Origin of the sequence: Campylobacter sp. JMF_11 EL3, assembly GCF_027736965.1 — a bacterium.
Lineage (GTDB): Bacteria > Campylobacterota > Campylobacteria > Campylobacterales > Campylobacteraceae > Campylobacter_B.
On sequence record NZ_JAOVTJ010000002.1, the window covers coordinates 67,786 to 85,298 of the forward strand.

General features: G+C 40.3%; 17 protein-coding genes and 2 pseudogenes. 1 reads left to right on the plus strand and 18 read right to left on the minus strand.

Annotated elements, in window-relative coordinates:
* Positions 1–95 precede the first annotated feature (95 nt).
* The 18 genes and pseudogenes from OFN67_RS03855 to OFN67_RS03935 form a co-directional block, all read right to left on the minus strand.
* Complete coding sequence (locus OFN67_RS03855) at positions 96–317, minus strand: DUF4006 family protein (protein WP_270858399.1); 222 nt, start codon at positions 315–317, stop codon at positions 96–98.
* 10 nt (positions 318–327) lie between these two features.
* Entirely contained in the window at positions 328–1,179 is an 852-nt protein-coding gene (locus OFN67_RS03860; RefSeq protein WP_270868460.1) for a c-type cytochrome, read from the minus strand.
* A 1-nt stretch (position 1,180) separates the two neighbouring features.
* Positions 1,181–1,399: a cytochrome c oxidase, cbb3-type, CcoQ subunit gene (locus tag OFN67_RS03865; protein WP_270868539.1), complete on the minus strand. Its 219-nt coding sequence runs from the start codon at positions 1,397–1,399 to the stop codon at positions 1,181–1,183.
* A gap of 10 nt (positions 1,400–1,409) precedes the next feature.
* Positions 1,410–2,102 carry a cytochrome-c oxidase, cbb3-type subunit II gene (ccoO, locus tag OFN67_RS03870; protein WP_270868461.1) on the minus strand — a complete coding sequence of 231 codons (693 nt, stop codon included), beginning with the start codon at positions 2,100–2,102 and terminating at the stop codon, positions 1,410–1,412.
* A gap of 10 nt (positions 2,103–2,112) precedes the next feature.
* Positions 2,113–3,564 (minus strand): cytochrome-c oxidase, cbb3-type subunit I, encoded by a 1,452-nt coding sequence (gene ccoN, locus OFN67_RS03875; RefSeq protein WP_442867883.1) that lies wholly within the window; start codon positions 3,562–3,564, stop codon positions 2,113–2,115.
* A 182-nt stretch (positions 3,565–3,746) separates the two neighbouring features.
* A pseudogene (locus OFN67_RS08055) lies at positions 3,747–3,995 on the minus strand (helix-turn-helix domain-containing protein); the annotation flags it as partial.
* A 90-nt stretch (positions 3,996–4,085) separates the two neighbouring features.
* A pseudogene (locus OFN67_RS08060) lies at positions 4,086–4,433 on the minus strand (response regulator transcription factor); the annotation flags it as partial.
* 65 nt (positions 4,434–4,498) lie between these two features.
* On the minus strand, positions 4,499–5,161 hold the full coding sequence (locus OFN67_RS03885) for a sulfite exporter TauE/SafE family protein (RefSeq protein WP_270868462.1): 663 nt from the start codon (positions 5,159–5,161) through the stop codon (positions 4,499–4,501).
* The gene (gene carA, locus OFN67_RS03890) at positions 5,158–6,276 is read right to left on the minus strand and encodes a glutamine-hydrolyzing carbamoyl-phosphate synthase small subunit (protein WP_270864827.1); all 1,119 of its coding nucleotides are present in this window, start codon (positions 6,274–6,276) and stop codon (positions 5,158–5,160) included. The genes OFN67_RS03885 and carA overlap by 4 nt, the downstream gene beginning before the upstream one ends.
* The gene (locus OFN67_RS03895; protein WP_270858407.1) at positions 6,273–6,824 is read right to left on the minus strand and encodes a DUF507 family protein; all 552 of its coding nucleotides are present in this window, start codon (positions 6,822–6,824) and stop codon (positions 6,273–6,275) included. The genes carA and OFN67_RS03895 overlap by 4 nt, the downstream gene beginning before the upstream one ends.
* A gap of 12 nt (positions 6,825–6,836) precedes the next feature.
* Positions 6,837–8,087: an adenylosuccinate synthase gene (locus tag OFN67_RS03900; protein ID WP_270868463.1), complete on the minus strand. Its 1,251-nt coding sequence runs from the start codon at positions 8,085–8,087 to the stop codon at positions 6,837–6,839.
* Between the two features lie 2 nt (positions 8,088–8,089).
* Positions 8,090–8,947: an ATP phosphoribosyltransferase regulatory subunit gene (locus OFN67_RS03905; protein ID WP_270862199.1), complete on the minus strand. Its 858-nt coding sequence runs from the start codon at positions 8,945–8,947 to the stop codon at positions 8,090–8,092.
* Positions 8,944–13,053, minus strand: a complete 4,110-nt coding sequence (locus OFN67_RS03910; RefSeq protein ID WP_270868464.1) for a sensor domain-containing diguanylate cyclase — start codon at positions 13,051–13,053, stop codon at positions 8,944–8,946. Before OFN67_RS03910 ends, OFN67_RS03905 begins: the two co-directional genes overlap by 4 nt.
* A gap of 49 nt (positions 13,054–13,102) precedes the next feature.
* A complete protein-coding gene (gene modB, locus OFN67_RS03915) occupies positions 13,103–13,792 on the minus strand; it encodes a molybdate ABC transporter permease subunit (protein ID WP_270868465.1) in 690 nt (229 codons plus the stop codon).
* The gene (locus OFN67_RS03920) at positions 13,785–14,648 is read right to left on the minus strand and encodes an ABC transporter ATP-binding protein (RefSeq protein ID WP_270868466.1); all 864 of its coding nucleotides are present in this window, start codon (positions 14,646–14,648) and stop codon (positions 13,785–13,787) included. Before OFN67_RS03920 ends, modB begins: the two co-directional genes overlap by 8 nt.
* Positions 14,641–15,024, minus strand: a complete 384-nt coding sequence (locus OFN67_RS03925; RefSeq protein ID WP_270868467.1) for a hypothetical protein — start codon at positions 15,022–15,024, stop codon at positions 14,641–14,643. Before OFN67_RS03925 ends, OFN67_RS03920 begins: the two co-directional genes overlap by 8 nt.
* Positions 15,021–15,788, minus strand: coding sequence for a molybdate ABC transporter substrate-binding protein (modA, locus tag OFN67_RS03930; RefSeq protein ID WP_270868468.1), 768 nt, complete (start codon positions 15,786–15,788; stop codon positions 15,021–15,023). The genes OFN67_RS03925 and modA overlap by 4 nt, the downstream gene beginning before the upstream one ends.
* A 51-nt stretch (positions 15,789–15,839) precedes the next feature.
* Entirely contained in the window at positions 15,840–16,616 is a 777-nt protein-coding gene (locus OFN67_RS03935) for a TOBE domain-containing protein (RefSeq protein WP_270868469.1), read from the minus strand.
* A 186-nt stretch (positions 16,617–16,802) separates the two neighbouring features.
* Between OFN67_RS03935 and OFN67_RS03940 the strand changes: the two genes are divergently transcribed.
* Positions 16,803–17,513 (plus strand): MlaA family lipoprotein, encoded by a 711-nt coding sequence (locus OFN67_RS03940; protein WP_270868470.1) that lies wholly within the window; start codon positions 16,803–16,805, stop codon positions 17,511–17,513.

Below are 17,513 nucleotides of genomic sequence, written 5' to 3' on the forward strand. Positions count from 1 at the left end.
AAATAGGATATTTCTAGTCAAAACAGAGGCAGCAGTTGCCACAGCCAAAGCGATACAACCAAGTAAAATCAATTTTTCAATCAATGCATCACTCATCACTTATCCTTTATCACAAATACTTTTTTTTGCGTATCGACTGAGCTTTTTTCGCTTACAGAGCTAATATCTTTTAGCTCATAAGGCTTATCCATGACAGCTTGCTGTGTCTTAATGCCAAGGCAGGTAAGGCATGCAAGAATCGCCAGCAAAAGCGCAGTTGCGATTAGCATTCCAGTTACGCCATTTAGCGCAAAAACCGATCTTTTTACATTTTCCATAATCGCCCCTTTATTTGATAGAGTTGATATACTCGCCAACGGCGCGTTTTTGCACATCGTTTAAACGCCCGTCATCAAAGGCTGGCATTGTGCCGATAAAGCCTTTTTTGCCACGATTTAGCACATCGACACTAAATTCAGCTGAGCCGTATTTACTAAGATCTGGCGCTGAGCCGTCCATACCCTTGCCGTCATCACCATGGCAAGCAGCGCAAGTAGGCCATAGCTCTCTACCTTTTTCAACCGAATTTTCATTTTTTGTGGCTTTTAGGCTAGAAATTTCTTTTGCCATAAATGCAGCTACTGCTTTTGCGTCATCAGGGCTAACCATACCTGCTGGCATTTCGCCAAGTGGATAATTTAGGCCTTTTGAGCCTTTGTTGATAGCATCAATTATACCAGCCTCTTTGCCCCATTTAGTAAGGTCAGCAGACTCGCCATCGATTCCATCGCCGTCAAGTCCGTGGCATTGTGAGCATTGCACCAAATATACTGATTCGCCCATAGCTTTTAGCGTAGTGCTATCAGCGTTTGCATAGGTTTTTTCAAATTTAGCATTGTGTGCCTTTACCTCATCGTTATACTCGCCGATTTGTGAGTATGAATTTAGCGGATAAGCGATGAAAAAATACACTAATGCATAGACAAACATCAAAACAAAACATATAGCCCAGCCTTTTGGCAAGCCATTTTTTAGCTCGGCAATTCCGTCAAAATCTTCGCCAGTTGTCTCAGTGGTTTCGTTTAAGCTTTTACTTTGACCAGCATATTTTTTAACGATAAAAGCCGTAACTGCGACAAGTATAAACGACGCTATCAACGCCGCAACATTAACATTATCGCTTAAATTTAGCCATTTCATATCATTTTCCTTTTTCTTCTTTCGTAGGTGTGCGAGACTCTATGATTTCACTGCCAAGCTCATCATCAAGCGCCAAATTTGCATACTTTTCGTAGTTTCTGCGCCCTGTTTTTTCAGAGTGTTTCAAATGAAACCAGTATCCATAAACTCCAATGCAAGCTAGCACTACAAAGGCGATAAAGCCATAAGCTTGTAGCTGCCTTATGAAATCAATGCTCATCACAAACCCCCTATTTTAAGCTATTTAAATATGCTATTAACGCAACGATTTCGCGTATTTCGCCGTTTTTAAATGCCGCTTTGACATCTTCGTCGCGCATATCATTTACGATTGCCTCAGCCTCTGCCATCATTTCAGCTTTATAGCTTTCGAAATTTGACATAGCGTCCTTGTTAGGATCAGCTTCGAGCTTTGGTGCGCCAGCTGTATCATAAGGGACATTGAAGGCTTTTTTAATCGTCAAAGCCTCAGCATAGGCTGTTTGCATATCTGCGTTTTTCTTAAACATAGATTTGTATGCAGGCATGATTGATTTGCCGACTAAGACTTTTGGATCTTTCATGTGAGTTTCATGCCAGCCTGTGGTTCTGTTGCGTCCGACCCTAGCAAGATCCGGGCCAGTTCTTTTAGAACCCCACAAAAATGGTCTATCATAAGCAAATTCACCACTTTTTGAATAATCACCATATCTGTCAGTTTCTGATTTAAACGGACGGATAAGTTGTGAGTGGCAGGCATTACAGCTTTCTTGGATATAGACATGGCGACCAGCGAGTTGCAAAACAGTATATGGTTGTTTGCCCTCGATTGGACGAGCGCTATTAGCAAAATCTGGCAAAATCGTAACGATACCAGCATAAGCGATGACTACAAAAACACCAACCGCAAAAAAGAACGGATTTTTTTCTAACCAACTAAACATCTTTCTCTCCTTACGCAGCCATAGGTGAAGCGCTTCTAGGCTCTTGGTCTAAGCTTCTGCCTGCGCGAATAGACATCAAGATATTATATACAAACATACACAAACCTATGAAGTATAATAAACCACCAATCGCTCTAATCCAGTAATAAGGAACTAGCGCGCTAACTGTATCTATAAATGAGTATAGCAAGTTGCCATAATCATCAGTTGCTCTCCACATCATACCTTGTGTGATACCAGCAATCCACATTGAGCTGAAAAATAGCACAACGCCTGTTGTTTGGATCCAAAATTGAGCTGTCATTAAAGATTTTGAATAAAGCTCTCTTTTAAACATTCTAGGCACCATGTGATACATAGCAGCGATTGTCATAAATCCAACCCAGCCAAGTGTGCCGTCATGGACATGTCCTGGGATCCAATCTGTAAAGTGCGCTAGGGCATTTACTGATTTGACAGAAAGGATTGGACCTTCCAAAGTAGAGAATAGATAGAAAGTAGAAGCCAAAATCATAAATTTGATTAGCGGGCTCTCTCTTAGCTGATTCCACTCGCCTCTCATTGTAAGGAGCATATTAATACCTGTTCCCCAAGACGGCAAAATCAAAACTACTGAAAAGACAGAACCCATAGTCTGAACCCAATCAGGAACTGGACCGTGAATAAGGTGGTGACCGCCAGCCCATAGGTAGATAAACATCAATCCCCAAAATGAGAACAAAGATAGTTTGTATGAGAAAATCGGCTGACCGCTCTCTTTTGGCAAGAAATAATAAATTTCAGCGATAATCGCTACGGTAAATACGAACGCAACGGCGTTGTGACCGAACCACCATTGAACCATAGCGTCGTTTGTGCCAGCATACATTGATACAGAGTGTATCCAGCTACCCATGCCAGTAAGCAATCTAGTCGGGATTTCCATGTTGTTAAACAAATATAGCATAGCAACGCCAAGGAAGGTAGCGATATAATACCAAACAGAGATATAAAGCGTTTTTTCGCGTCTGATACCGATTAGACCAAAAATGCTAATTCCCCACAAAACCCACACGACAACAACCAAAATATCGATAGGCCACTCTAACTCAGAATACTCTTTTGATGTCGTAACACCAGCCAAAAGCGAAACCACAGCGAGTAAGATGATTAGGATATAAATCACAAAGTGCAATTTACCCACGCACATCAAAAATTTTGATTCGCTCATCGATGCTTTTAAAACTCTCTGTCCTACATAATACCATGTAGCCCAAATTCCAGATAGCATAAAACCATAAATGACACCATTTGTGTGTAATGGTCTAAGTCTGCCAAATGTACCATACTCTCCAAGCAAGTAGTTAAGATCTGGATATGCTAGCTGAAATGCTATAAGCGTGCCTATAAGCATACCGATGATACCAAATGCAAGAGTAGAATACAAAAACAATTTCGCCACTGTATAATCGTAGCTTAGCATCTTGCCACTGCGTAATGCCTGTTCAGGATTCATAAAACCCTCCTTTAAAATTTGGTTAAAAGTCGAGAAACTTTATGGAGGATTATAAGAGTTAATAAGTTTTAAAAAGCTTAAATTTGACTTTTTATTAACTTTTTGTTTGCAAAAGTTTTAAACTTGTGACATTTTTATCAACAAAAATTTTACTCTTTTTTAGATTCGATTTTATAGCCCAAACTTGGGATATTTTTGATAACATCTGCGCCGATTTTATCTCGAATTCGTTTGATAAAAGTTCTGATTGCCACATCTGAGACTGAGTTGTCGTTCGCCCAGACATATCGTTTAATCTCTTCGTGCAAAACCAAAGTATCGATTCGCGAGACCAAAAGCGAAATGAAGGCTAGCTCTTTTTTCGTAAGCGAAATTTCCTCTTCGCCGTGAGTTAAGACCCTTTTTAGCGGATCAAAACTATATCCGCCTGAAATTTCTACCACGCTACTGACGCTAAGTTTCGCGCTCATTAGGCTTTTTATCGCTTCTTTAAATTCTTCCATATCAACCGGTTTTATGAAGTATTTGGCTACACCTGCCTCGATTGCCCCTAGAAGCTGAGCCTTCTCGCTAAATCCGCTAAGCACGACAACTGGGGTATCTGGGGAGATTTGTTTGATTTGGCGTGTCATTTCAAGCCCGTCTTCGATAGGCATCAAAATATCTGTAACGACCAAATTTGGATTGTATTTTTTAAATTTTTTAAGTCCCTCTACGCCATCTTTGGCCTCATAGACATTTTTAAAAATTCCTTCAAATGTATTTCTTAGAGAGTTTCTCATCTTACTCTCATCTTCGACCAACAATATGCTTAAATTTTTTAAAATATCACTCATAAAACGCCCCTTAAAATGTAATTTGTCATTTTTTCAAAATTTAACTTATATAAGACTTAAAAAATTTATCTTGTGAGAATAAATCCGCAATAAGCCCAATAAATTCCAAAGATAATTATGATAATTGAAGAGATATAGAGCATAGCGCGCGAGAATTTTGCGCTAATAAAATTCGCCACGCCACCAAAAGCTAATAGCGCAGGCAAGGTAGATAATCCAAAAACCGCCATTACAAGCGCGCCCTGCATGGCATCGTGGCTCATTATCGCCATGGCTAGGTAGGTATAAACTAGCCCGCATGGCAAAAGCCCGTTTAAAAACCCAAGCAAACAAAACCCCAAAATATCCTCCCTGCCAAGGGCGAATTTCATAGGTTTGGCTAAAAAAAGATTATAAATTTTTTGATTTTCGATAAATTTTAAAAGTGCGCCCCGTTTTAATAGCGCAACGCCAAAAATAATCAATAAAATTCCCGCGCAAAACTGCATAAAACCAGCTGTTTTATCACCAAAAACTATGACCGAGCCAAACGCCCCGCCAAGCGCACCAAGCATGATATAAGCGCAAATTCTACAAATTTGATAAACAAGCGAGAAAAAAAACGCCCTAGCAGGGCTAAGGCTAGCTAGTTTGGCATTATAAGCTATCACAAAGCCCCCGCACATGCCAATGCAGTGCGTCAAGCTCAGCATTAGCGTGGCGGGTATGATAGCAAAAAAACTAATCATAAAATTTCTAAAAATTCTTTGAAAATGTATTTGCTTTCGTTTGGTCCGGCACTCGCTTCTGGGTGGTGTTGGACTGAAAAAACAGGGTAATTTTTGTATCTCACGCCCTCAATCGTGCCGTCAAATAGATTTCTGTGCGTGATATCGCAAATCTCAGCTATGGATTCTGGCACATTGTAGTTGTGGTTTTGCGCTGTGATTTCGATAGATTTGTTAAACAAATTTTGCACAGGGTGATTTGCGCCGTGCTGGCCAAATTTGAGTTTGTATGTCTCATAGCCCATAGCGTTTGAGAGAAGCTGATGACCAAGGCAAATGCCAAAAATCGGAATCCTAGCCTCGATTATCTCTTTGATTTGCGCGATTTCGTCTTTTAGCATTTTTGGCTCGCCAGGGCCGTTTGATAAAAATACGCCGTGAATTTCGCCAGAGTTAAATTTATCAATCAGCGTTTTTGCCTTAGTATTATACGGAAAAACCTCCACGCTAAGGCCCAAATCGCAAAGCTCATTTAGGATATTTCGCTTCACACCATAATCCATTACGGCGATTTTTTTGCCATTTTTTTTCGGCGTGCTATAAGCGCCCTTGACTGCGTCCCAATGACCTTTTTCGTGGATATATGGGGTTTTGGTACTTACAATGCTGACATAATTAACCTCTTCAATCCTAGCTGAGTCTTGAAGAGCTTTTTTCAAGGTTTCCTTGTCGCTGATTTCAGTCGAGACAAAAACCCGCAAATTTCCCTCATCGCGAAGCATTTTTGTAAGATATCTCGTATCTATATCATACACGCCAAATTTGCCGTTTTTGATGAAATACTCTTCCAAATTTTGCTCGGATCTGAAATTTGAGGGAGTGTTGTTAAACTCGCGGATAAAAATTCCACTAGCGTGGATTTTGCCACTCTCCTCATCGTCGCTGTTCGTGCCTACAATGCCGATTTCTGGCATAGTGAATACTATAAACTGCCCAGCATAGCTAGGATCTGAGATGATTTCTTCATACCCTGTAATAGAGGTGTTAAATACAAGCTCGCCAAAGGCACTTCCACCCTTGCCAAACGCCTTTGCCTCCAAAAACACGCCGTTTTCTAAATAAACATACGCTTTCACAGCATACCTCTTTTTTTAAGCTCTTTTTCGTAAGTTTGCGCAAACACAAGCTCGTATTCCTCGGTGCCTGGGATTAGCTTTTTGCCATGTCCTTGCATGAGTTCATAGACATCTTCTTCGATTTTTTTGTAAATTTTCAAATACCCCTCGATTGAGTTGTAAATGATAGTTTTAATGCGATTTTCGCTCACTTGATAATCTACTAAATTTTTCTTCCAAATCGTTTCTAAAATTTCATGCGAGATATTTGAGTATCTATCCTCGAAAATCAGCTCGAAATTCTCTTGTGCGGCGAGTTTGCGCTTGATGAGCCAAAACATATCTTTTTTATTTACATTCATTTCGTCAAATTCATCAATTCTTTCGTCCATTAGCTCATTTGCGCGCTCGTCTATGGCTTTTTCTTTTTGCAAATCAGTTTTGATGATTTCTGAGGCTACCTTGGCTATGGGCTCGACGCCAGAGCTAAGTGTAACCATGCCAGAATTTAATATATCTATCGCAATTTTTTGCGCTATGTATGGAACATGTGCTAGTTGTATTCGCATTATCCGCCTTTCTTATAATATAATTGTATCTGTTCGCTCAGGGCTAGTAGAGATAAACCCTACCTTTGTGCCTGTTAGTTCCTCGATTTTTCTAATATAATTTTGCGCATTTTGTGGCAAATCTTCGAATTTTTTGATTCCTTTTACGCTATCCCAGCCCGGCATTTCCTCATATACAGGCTCTACCACGCCAAGCTCGATTGGGAAATAATCAATCACTTCGCCATTTATTTTATATGCTTTGCAAATTTTAATACTCTCAAATCCGTCTAAAACATCGAGTTTCATAAGGGCAAATTTATCAATTCCGTTGATTCTAGATGTGTATTTCGCTGCTACGCCGTCAAACCACCCACATCTGCGTCTTCTACCTGTCGTAGTGCCAAACTCATGTCCGATTTCGCAAAGCCTGTCGCCATACTCATCTTTGGCCTCTGTTGGGAAAGCGCCATTTCCTACGCGCGTAGTATAGGCTTTGATAATTCCGATGACCTCGCCAACATCTTTTGGCGCTAGTCCAAGACCCGTGCAAGCCCCAGCTGCGATAGTCGAAGAGCTAGTTACATACGGATATGTGCCGTGATCGATATCTAGCAAGCTTCCTTGTGCGCCCTCTACAAGGACTTTTTTATCATAATCAAGCGCCTTCCAAATCATATTAGTTGTGTTTGCGATATATGGTTCTAGCACAGATTTGTAGCGTTTGATTTCCTCGTAAATTTCCATTTTATCAGGAATTTTGATATTTAAGCTCTCAAAAAGTTGCGCCCTGCTCGCAAAATCCCTAACTAGGGCTTCTGTTAATTTCTCAGGCTCTAAAAGCTCGATTATGCGGTGTCCTGTGCGCGAAATTTTATCCGCATACGCAGGTCCGATACCCTTGCCTGTGGTGCCAATAGCCTTATCGCCTTTTAATTTTTCCTTAGCTTGGTCGATTAGCGAGTGATACTCTAAATTTAAAAACGCCTTTTCGCTGATAAAAAATCTACCCTTCAAATCCCCAAATTGCGCCATTTCAGTGATTAAAACATCAGGGTTAATAACCACGCCATTTCCGATGATATTTATGATATTTTTGTGCAAAACACCGCTTGGGACTAAGTGAAGCGCGTATTTTTCGCCATTTACGATGATTGTATGACCGGCGTTGTGTCCGCCGCAGCTTCTGCATACGAAATCGTAATTAGCACTAATCATATCTACGATTTTACCTTTTCCCTCATCGCCCCATTGAGCGCCTACGATTACATCAACCTTACTCATGTTTAATCCTTTATCATTAATTTTTCTATCAATGCATCAACCAAAAGTGCAAAACCACTCGACTTCAATCCGTCAATCTCATAATTTCCGCCATTGCAAAGCACGCTATTTTCGTCTAAAAATCTAAAAAATAGCGCCTTGTAATAGCGCATTTTTGAATAATACAAAAGTGAAACTCTGATATTTTTATACTCTACGCCTAAATTTAAAATTTCATCTAAACAAGGCTTGATCTCCTCTGGCACGATTTTTCGTAAATTTTCCACATCGCCCAAATTTGTCGCGCGCGCTGTTTTGCCTAGCCAGTCGCAGTTTTGAGCCAAAATCGTCTCGATCTCGCCCTTTTCAAAAACGCTAATTGGCAAATTTAGTATTTCGCAAATTCGCTTTGGAATTTCGATATTGCTTAGTTGCAAAACAGGTTCTAAGCTAAATTCTCTAAAAATTTGTATTGCGATTTTTATCGCCAAGGCTAGGTTGCTCTCATCTATTAACTCTGCGCCGATTTGGTAAAATTCCTCGCTAGGGTATTTAAATGTAGGCTGGATATAAAAAAGTCTTTTTAGGCTTTCATCTTTTAGTCTTCGGCGCACGATTCGCACGACATCGACCGTGCTATCGGCACGGAGTGCGATTTCGTGGTTGCTAGGATCGGAAAATTTCAAAAGCTTCGCCCCAGCCACGCTTAAATGCTGATGATACGAAAAATACGGCGTGAGAATTTCGCTGAATCCGTGATTTTCTAAAATTTTGCTAGCTTTATTTTCGAGTTCTCTTTTTAGTTTTGCGCTTGTGCCAAAATATAGGCGCGAACCATTTGGTATTTCGTGATCAAAGTCCGCACTGACGCTATTTATCATGATTCCTCCAAATTTAGTATAAACTTATCTACTCGCGCTTTGTATTTTGTAATGAAGTTTTGTAAATCTTCAAATTCAAGCGCAAGAATATCCAAAATTTGCTTATTAATTTCTGTATTTAGCATAAATTTATGGCTTGTGGATTTTTCGATTCTGGTTTTGATCTCTTTGATTTCTTCTTGGAAAACTTCGAAGCGAAGATCTGTGATATCGCCGTGTTCTGCGTTTTCTAAAAATTCAAGCGCGATATTTTTGTAATCAAGGGCAATCAAAAAGTTTTCAAACTCATCTTTTGTGATTGGTTTAGCGCCCTTGGCCTCTTTTAGCTTGGCGATGATAGCGGTGATTTCCCTTCTATCGACGGCTTTTCCGAGGAAATTTCCTTGCATAAAATTAAATTTGAAATTTTTAAGCAAACGGCGTGAGAGCGCGTTTTCGATACCCTGCGCGCCTAGTTTTTCAAATTTCAGCTCGCCGCGCAAGTATTTCACCAAATCTAGCAGATTTTTTATACCTTCGCGCTTTTTGGCGACATCTAGGCAGAGCCTCATATCGATTTTAATGATATCAAAAGGCATACCTTTTAGGTATTTTGAATTTTGGTGATTTGCATTATTTAGAGCAAATTTAATGCCAAAATCAGCGTATCTTTGTCTAATGAGTTTAAAATCAGCCGCGGTTCTGTCGTTAAAATCGGTGATTTCAAACATAAATAGCTCAGTCTTTGGCGCGTATTTTTCTATCGCGCGCGAAGCAAAATGGTAAAATTCATCGCTTTTTAGCACTTCTAGGCTGATATTTATCGAGCAGAGAGAATTTGTCTCTTTGTTAAATTTCAACATTTGCGTAAATGAAAATTTAGAGATTAAAATTTCAAGTTTCGGCTCTCTGATATCAAATAAAAAGTCGCTAGGCAACAAAACGCCCAAATTTTCGCGTCGCCAACGAAGCAAAAGTTCGTAGCCGTAAATTTTGTCTTTATCATCGATGATAGGCTGATAAAGCATGAAAAATTCGTTGTTTTCGATAGATTTTTTCAGCCTTTCCTCGCTGATTTGCAAATCGTCGAAATTCTCTTTATCAAAGATACAATATCTATTTTTTCCGCTCGTTTTAGCGCGGTACATCGCTCTATCTGCCCTACTTAAAAGCTCATTGAAATCGATTTCTTCGCTTCCGTCGTAAAACGCCGCGCCCACGCTCACGCTCGCACTTACCTCGTTGCCGTCGAGGTTGAATTTTTTATTCGCAATTCCTAAAAGTCGCTCTAATAGCGCGTGCGCTGCTTTTTCGTCTTTCAAATCCCCGATAATCGCGCCAAACTCATCTCCGCCAAGTCTGGCTAAAATATCGCCCTTGCGAAGTAGGTTATTCATAGTCTTGCTGACCTCTTGCAAAAACAAATCCCCCACATCGTGGCCGAAATTATCATTAATCGCCTTAAATCCGTCAAAATCTATAAATAGCACAGCCGCAAGCCTGTTTTGTTCCTTTGCCGCGCTTAGATACTCGCCCGCTGCGTTCATAATGTAGATTCTATTTGGCAAGCCTGTAAGCGCGTCGTGGTGAGCGATTTTGACAAGCTCGCTCTCTTTTTTCTTAATCTCAGAAATTTCGTTAAACATTAAAATATAGTTGCTTACCACGCCAAATTCATCTTTTATCGCGATAGCCGAAAACAGCGCAGGGAAATCATCGCCGTTTTTCTTGACGCAGTAAATTTCATCTGTATAGCTTAGGCTCTCTTTGTCTAGCTTTTCCTTGATTTCGCCCATTATACCGCCGTCGTGATCTACTCTGAAATACTCTGGCACCTCGCCCACGACATCGGTTTCGCTAAATTGCATAATCGTATAAAATGCCCTATTTGCGCGGATAATCCTACCGATATCATCTGTGATAACAATCGCCTCTAACGACCTTAAAAATACATTTGAATTTAAATTTAGCTCAGCTTCAATGTCTTTTTTAGCGGTAATATCCTCGATAGTAGCGACGATTTCTTCGGCACCGCCACTTCTTTTTTCTTTTTTGCTAGCATATCCTTGCAGGCTAATCCACGCGTATTTTAACTCGTCGTTATCGCTTAGCTCGTCGTTTAGCTTGATTCTGATTTCGCATGAAATCTCATCGCTTATGCCTAGCTTGCATTTGTTAAGTTCGTCGTTAAATTTCTTCAAATCCACATAGTAAATTTTCGCTACGAAATCGCCTATACTCATCTCTGTATCGACGCTAGCTTCCTTACTACCTAAAATCTCCATATACTCTTTGCTAAGCATGATTTTTTTGGCTAGCAAATCAATCGTGCATGGGCTATACGATCTGGTTTTTAAAAGCTCTTCGTTGCTTTTCATATCTGATTTGAGTTTGTTGATTTCCATGAGCTTATCGTGTATGTTGGTAAAATACATAACGACTTTGCGCTCTTTTTTATACAGACAAATCGTAATCTCATAAAACGCCCTAATCGAATTTCTATGCAAAATCGGATAAACCCGCTTAGTAACTTCATTATTTTGCCTAGTATCGCTCATAAGGTTTCTTAGCTCGTTTTGCAAAGAATCGGCGTCGCTTTTTTGAAATAGGCTCCAAAAATATGTTTTACCCTCTAAAATTTGAGTATTTTCATATCCCCAAATTTCACGCGAACTAGTGCTGACATCGATTATTTCGCCGCCTTTGATGACTACGGTTACGATTGGGGCGTCATTTAGATATTTATACTTTTCTTTGGTATCGGTGTAAAATTTGCGGTATTTTGAAGCGTCTAACAAGACATAAAGCACCAAAATATCCTCTCCATTGCGCACAAAGGTCTTTTTGATATACATATCCTTTTTGCCGTTTGGAGTATCGTGCGTGTGGATAACATAATTTTCTTTGGTATAAAGCGAAATTTGGCTTTGGCGGGCGTTTTCATACAGCGAAGTCGCTTCTAGCGTAAAGATATTTTTGCCCACGATATCATCGCCGTAAAGCTCCTTGGCTCTAAGGCTAGCGTTGTTTATCATACCATTTGTGTTTTCGACGCTAAAAATCATTAGTGAGCTTTTTTTCAGCGCGTCGATAAATGTGAAATCCACCTTGCTAGCCCTACCAGAATACTGCACGCTTTCATCGAGTTTTTGCGCGATTTCTAAAATTTGATCTAGCGCGCCCATGGTTTCGATTTTAGTCGCTGTGGATTTATACACGCCACCTGAAACCGAGCTGTGAAGCAGGTGCAAAGGATCGAAAATTCGGCGTTTTAAGAATTTGTAATTTGTCAAAGTGATTAGCAAATACAAAAACAAAAACCCAAGCGCTAGCAAAACCAAAAGGTTTTTTAGGCTTAGATATTCTTTTAAATTTTTGCTTATCATTATAAAATTGTTAGAGTCGTCAAATTTCTCAAAATAGACAAATTTGCGCTCGCCAAGGCTTTTTAAAATTTTGAGTTTTTTCTCGCCTTCAAAATCAAATCTATTTGTATAAAGCACGAAAATATCGTTTGTGATATTAAAAATTTCGCCCTCTTTGTTAAAAATCAAAATTTCGCCAAGGCCGGCAAATTTGTCATTTAGCGAAGTTGTGTTTGCAAAGGCTATCAAAAATGTATTTACCTCGACCCTTTGGATCAAAAAATATCTATTTGCGCCATTAATCTGCATGAAGCGCGATATATAGCGGTTGTCTTTGATTTTTGAGATAAAATTATCAAGCCTAAGTTCGCCCAAACTTGCCATAGCCGAATCATTAAAATACGAGGCTATAACCTCGTCTTGATTACCCACAGCCCTGACATAAAAAATCGCGTCGAAATTTTGCTTTTGTAAGGCTGTATGCTCGATGAGACGGAAATACAAGGTTCTTCTTGCATACTCGTTTTCGGTTTTTAAACCTTGATAGGTTTTAAGGTTTTCAGATAAAATTTCAAGTTCGCTAAAAAGCTCGGCGTTGCGGTCTTTTACAGCGTTTTTTGCTACGCTTAATTTGGTAGAAAGCTCGGCTTGGATATTTGAGCCTACAAAGCCAAAAATGCAAAAAACAAGCGCGAAAATAGCCAAAATTCCAAGAATCAAAGCTATAAAAAATCGTTTGGTTATTACTCTTTTATCTTCCATTTTTATGCCAAAAATTTAAATTTTTCGCGCCATTTTAGCAAAAAAGTGATTAAAGTCTTATTTTATTTGACCTTTCTCCCAAAAAATGCATAGCCAAAAGCACCAAAAAGCTAAAAATCAGCATAATCGCCGAGTATAAATGCGCGCTGGTAAAATCCAAAATTTCAGTCGCCTCATAAATCGCAATCGAAGCTACCTTGGTCTGCTCGCTCACAGAGCCTCCTATCATCAGCACCACGCCAAATTCGCCCATAGTGTGCGCGAAGCATATCACCACAGCGCTTATCAAGGACGGTTTCATCGCAGGTAGTAGCACCCTAAAAAGCGTGGTAAAAAATCCCTTACCTAGCGACCACGAAGCGTGGCGAAGCGAGATTGGAAGCGAACGAAACCCGCTAAGCATTGGCGAAAACATAAATGGTAGAGAGTAAATACAGCTTGCAATCACCAAACCACTGAAATTAAAGACAAATCGCACACCAAAATTTTCATCGAAAAACCTGCCAAGCGTCGAATACGGCGATAAAAACACGAGCAGATAAAATCCTAGCACGCTTGGGGGAAGCACGAGTGGAAGCGAAATGACGCTTTCAATCACGCTTTTGGCTTTGAAATTTTTATACGCCATAAAATATGCCAAAAACAGGCAAATCCAAAACAGAGTAAATGTCGTCACCACTGAGAGTTTAAGCGAAATCAAAAACGGCGTGAGATCTAAATTTCGTAAAGCTTCAATCATTGTTTTCCTCGATTTTTTTCAAATTTATATTAAAGGCTTTTGCGCCCACGCTCACGCTATCGCCCACGCGCAAATCCCTAGCCTCGCTCACGCTTAAAACCACTTCACAAAGTTGCGCCCCAACAGCGATTATAGCGATATTTACACCACCTGCTTCGCGCAAAGCAACCACCTTGCCACGAAAGCTAAATTTTTGCGAACCGCTAGTTTGCAAGAAAATTTCACTTGGCGAACCCTCGCGCACAAGGCTTCCATTTTTTAGCTCATACACACGCTCGCACAGCCTGTAAATCTCGCTGATATCGTGGCTGACAAGGATAATTGTAGGGCGAAATTTCTCATGGATTTTTTTGAGATAGTCTTGGATTTTTTCACGAATTTTGTAATCCAGCGCCGATAATGGCTCATCAAGTAGCAAAATTTCTGGGCTTTGCATGAGCGCACGAGCCAGTGCCACGCGCTGTTTTTGTCCGCCAGAGAGCTGCGAAATGGCGAAATTTGCGTATTTTTCAAGCTCTAAAAATTTTAGCATTTCGCCCGCTTTTTGCAAATCTTTTTTGGCAAAAAGCAGATTTTCTATCACGCTCATATTCTCAAAAAGCGCGTAGTCTTGGAACAAAAAGCCGATTCTTCGCTGCTTAGCGTGCATAAATTTTTGCCCATTATCTAGCGTGATTTCGCCGTTTCTAATCGCCCCGCTATCTATTTTCATAAAGCCAGCAAGTAGCCTTAAAATCGTGGTTTTACCAGATCCGCTAGCCCCATACAGACAGACAAAGGCGCCTTTTTTTATCTCTAAATTCACACTAATTTTAAAATTTTCGTTTAGCCGTTTTTCGCAATCAATCTTAATCATAAATTTTCTCTATAAAAATCGCGCTTGCATTTGCGTAAATGTAAATTTCATCGCCCACGCAAAGCCCTAAATTTCGCACGCTCTGCGTGGTTGCGATAATGTCAAATTCTAAATTTTGCTCACTTTTGCAAAAGCTTAAATTTGATAAAATTTCGCCAAATTTAATATCTGAAATCTCGGCACAAATTTCATTTTCTGCTGAAATTTCGCATTTTTTGCGCGCTAATACTGCCTGCGTCGCTTTAAAGCCAATTTCTACGCCAGATCCCACACTAAGGGGCTTTGGGAGTTCTAAAAAAACTCCGCAAAGCCCGTGAGAGAAATGAATTTTATAAATTCCCTCACTCGCTAAAATTTGCTCTACCCTAACTCTCAAAACTCATATCCGTATTTAGCGAAAATTTCCCTGCCCTTTTCGCTTAAAATAAAGTCATAAAACGCCTTTGCTTCGGCGTTGTTTTCGGCTTTTTTGAGTATTACCATACCTTGCGCGATCGGCTCGTAAAGCGCGCTAGGCACTAGCACGAAATGTTTGCCCTCCTCGCATGCACTTTCATTGCAGCCACTCTCTTTCATTTTTGGCGCATACATCGCACTGGCTGCGATAAATCCCACATCAGCGGCACTTAGCGCCTGAGTTAGGGCTTCGCCGATTGATTTAGCCTCGACGATTTTTCCTTTTACGCTATCAAAAATTTCAGCCTTTTGCATAGCTTCCACGCTAGCAGTGCCATAAGGGGCTGTTTTTGGGTTTGCGATAGAAATCGTTTTTACCTTTTCGTCTTTTAGCGCATTAAGCCCTTTTGAAAGATCCACGCCACGCACGCTTAGCATTGCAACCTTGCCTTTGGCGTAAGTTTGCGCTTTTGCCGTAGCAAAACCAGCCTCAAACAAATCATCGGCAAATTTCATATCAGCTGCCATAAAAATATCAAATGGTGCGCCGTTTTTGATCTGCGTATTTAACGCACCACTTGCACCAAGGCTCACATTTAGCTTAGTATCTGGGTTTAGCTTTTCAAACTCAGACTTAATCTCGTCAAAAGCGTAAGTCGTATTCGCAGCCGCTGCGATAGATACCTCGCCCGCATTTAACGCACCACATAGCGCAAGAGCGCAAAGTAAAAATTTGTGTTTCATAAATTCTCCTTAAAAAAATGGATTTTAAATTTTAAAATTTTTTCGTGCAAATCACACGCCGATAATGATATCATCGGGCTCGATACAAGCGCATACCTCATCGCCCACGCCCAAATTTAGCTCATTTGCGCTTTTGCGCGCGATTATGGCGATTATGTTTTGATGACCTGCGGTATCAAGGCAAATTTGAGCGTTTTTAATTCCGATTTTGACATCACTGATTTTGCATTTCACGCCGTTACACTCGCCCAAATTTTCGCCTTTTAAAATTTTCACGCTTGGAGCTTTAAATATTAGCAAAACCTCTTTGCCAGGCCTTAATTCTAGGTTTTTTTCACTTTCGATTGTGATTTGCGCGTCTAGCTTCTCGCCGCCTGAAAGCGTGAGCGTGATTATGCTATCGACTGCGCCTCTGCTAATCTCGCTAATTACGGCGTTTAATTGATTTCTGGCTGAGAGTTTTATGCCAATTCTTTCAAGTCCGATTAAATTTTCATCGCTGATATCATCAGCCTTTAAAATTTGCTCCAAAAAGCTATCGCCGACCCTGCTGATGATATCATAGGAGCGAATTAGGCTTTTAGCGTAGTCAGTGAGCTCCGAGCCACTATTTTTTTTCGAGCCTTGCGCGCGAGAAATCAGGGGCTTTTTGCTCGCGTTGTTTATCAAATTTAGGCTATCCCAGCAGTTTTTATAGCTAATGCCGATTTTTTGGGCGGCTTTGGTGATTGATTTGGTCTCATCGACAGCTTTTAGCAAGGCGATATGGCGTGAAATCAGCGTCGTATCCTTGCTAAGATAAAGTTCTAGCGCAAATTTGGCGTTCATAAATTTTCCTTTTTATTTCATTTACTTTTTGTGATTTTGTCTGTATAAAATAATATATTTAAAAAGCTTAAAAATACCTTTTTATGGGATTTTATTTCATTATTTTAATTTTAATTTCACACATAGACAAAAATTTACTTAAATTTTGTAAAATCGCCCTTTCGATTAAAGTTAAAAGGATAAGGGTTGAAATTTCATAGAGCTTTTTTATGCGCTGTTGCGTGTAGCTGTGCGCTGTATGCCACCGATACTAGCGCTGAGATTGATGAGTTTGACGCCGAGTATAGTCAAAAGGAAGTTTTCGATCCGCTAAGTGGCTATAACCGCGTAATGACGGGCTTTAACGATGTGTTTTACCGCTATTTGGTGACACCTGTGGCCACAGGCTATGATTATGTCATGCCAGATCCCATACAAGGGGCGTTTGCGAACTTTTTCCACAATCTAATGTATCCAATGCGCCTGACAAACAACCTTTTACAAGGCAAATTCGAAAACTCATGGGACGAGACAAAGAGATTTTTGATAAACACCACAATCGGTTTTGCTGGGCTTAGCGACGCGGCGACTTTGCATTTTCAAATTCCACGCCACGATGAGGATTTCGGGCAAACGCTAGGATACTGGGGCGTGCCAGCAGGACCGCATATCGTGTGGCCTATACTAGGGTCTAGCAACCTGCGCGATACTTTCGGGCTTGTGGGCGATTTTTTCACCAATCCGGTAAATTATATCGACGATAGCACCGTGAGCATGTCGATAAATGCGTTTAGGATTTTTAACGATTACTCTCGCGATCCTGAATTTTACGAGAAAATGACAAGCGGAGCTGTGGATTTATACCCATTTTTACGCGATGCTTATGAGCAGAGCAGAGAACAAAAAATAAAGGAATAA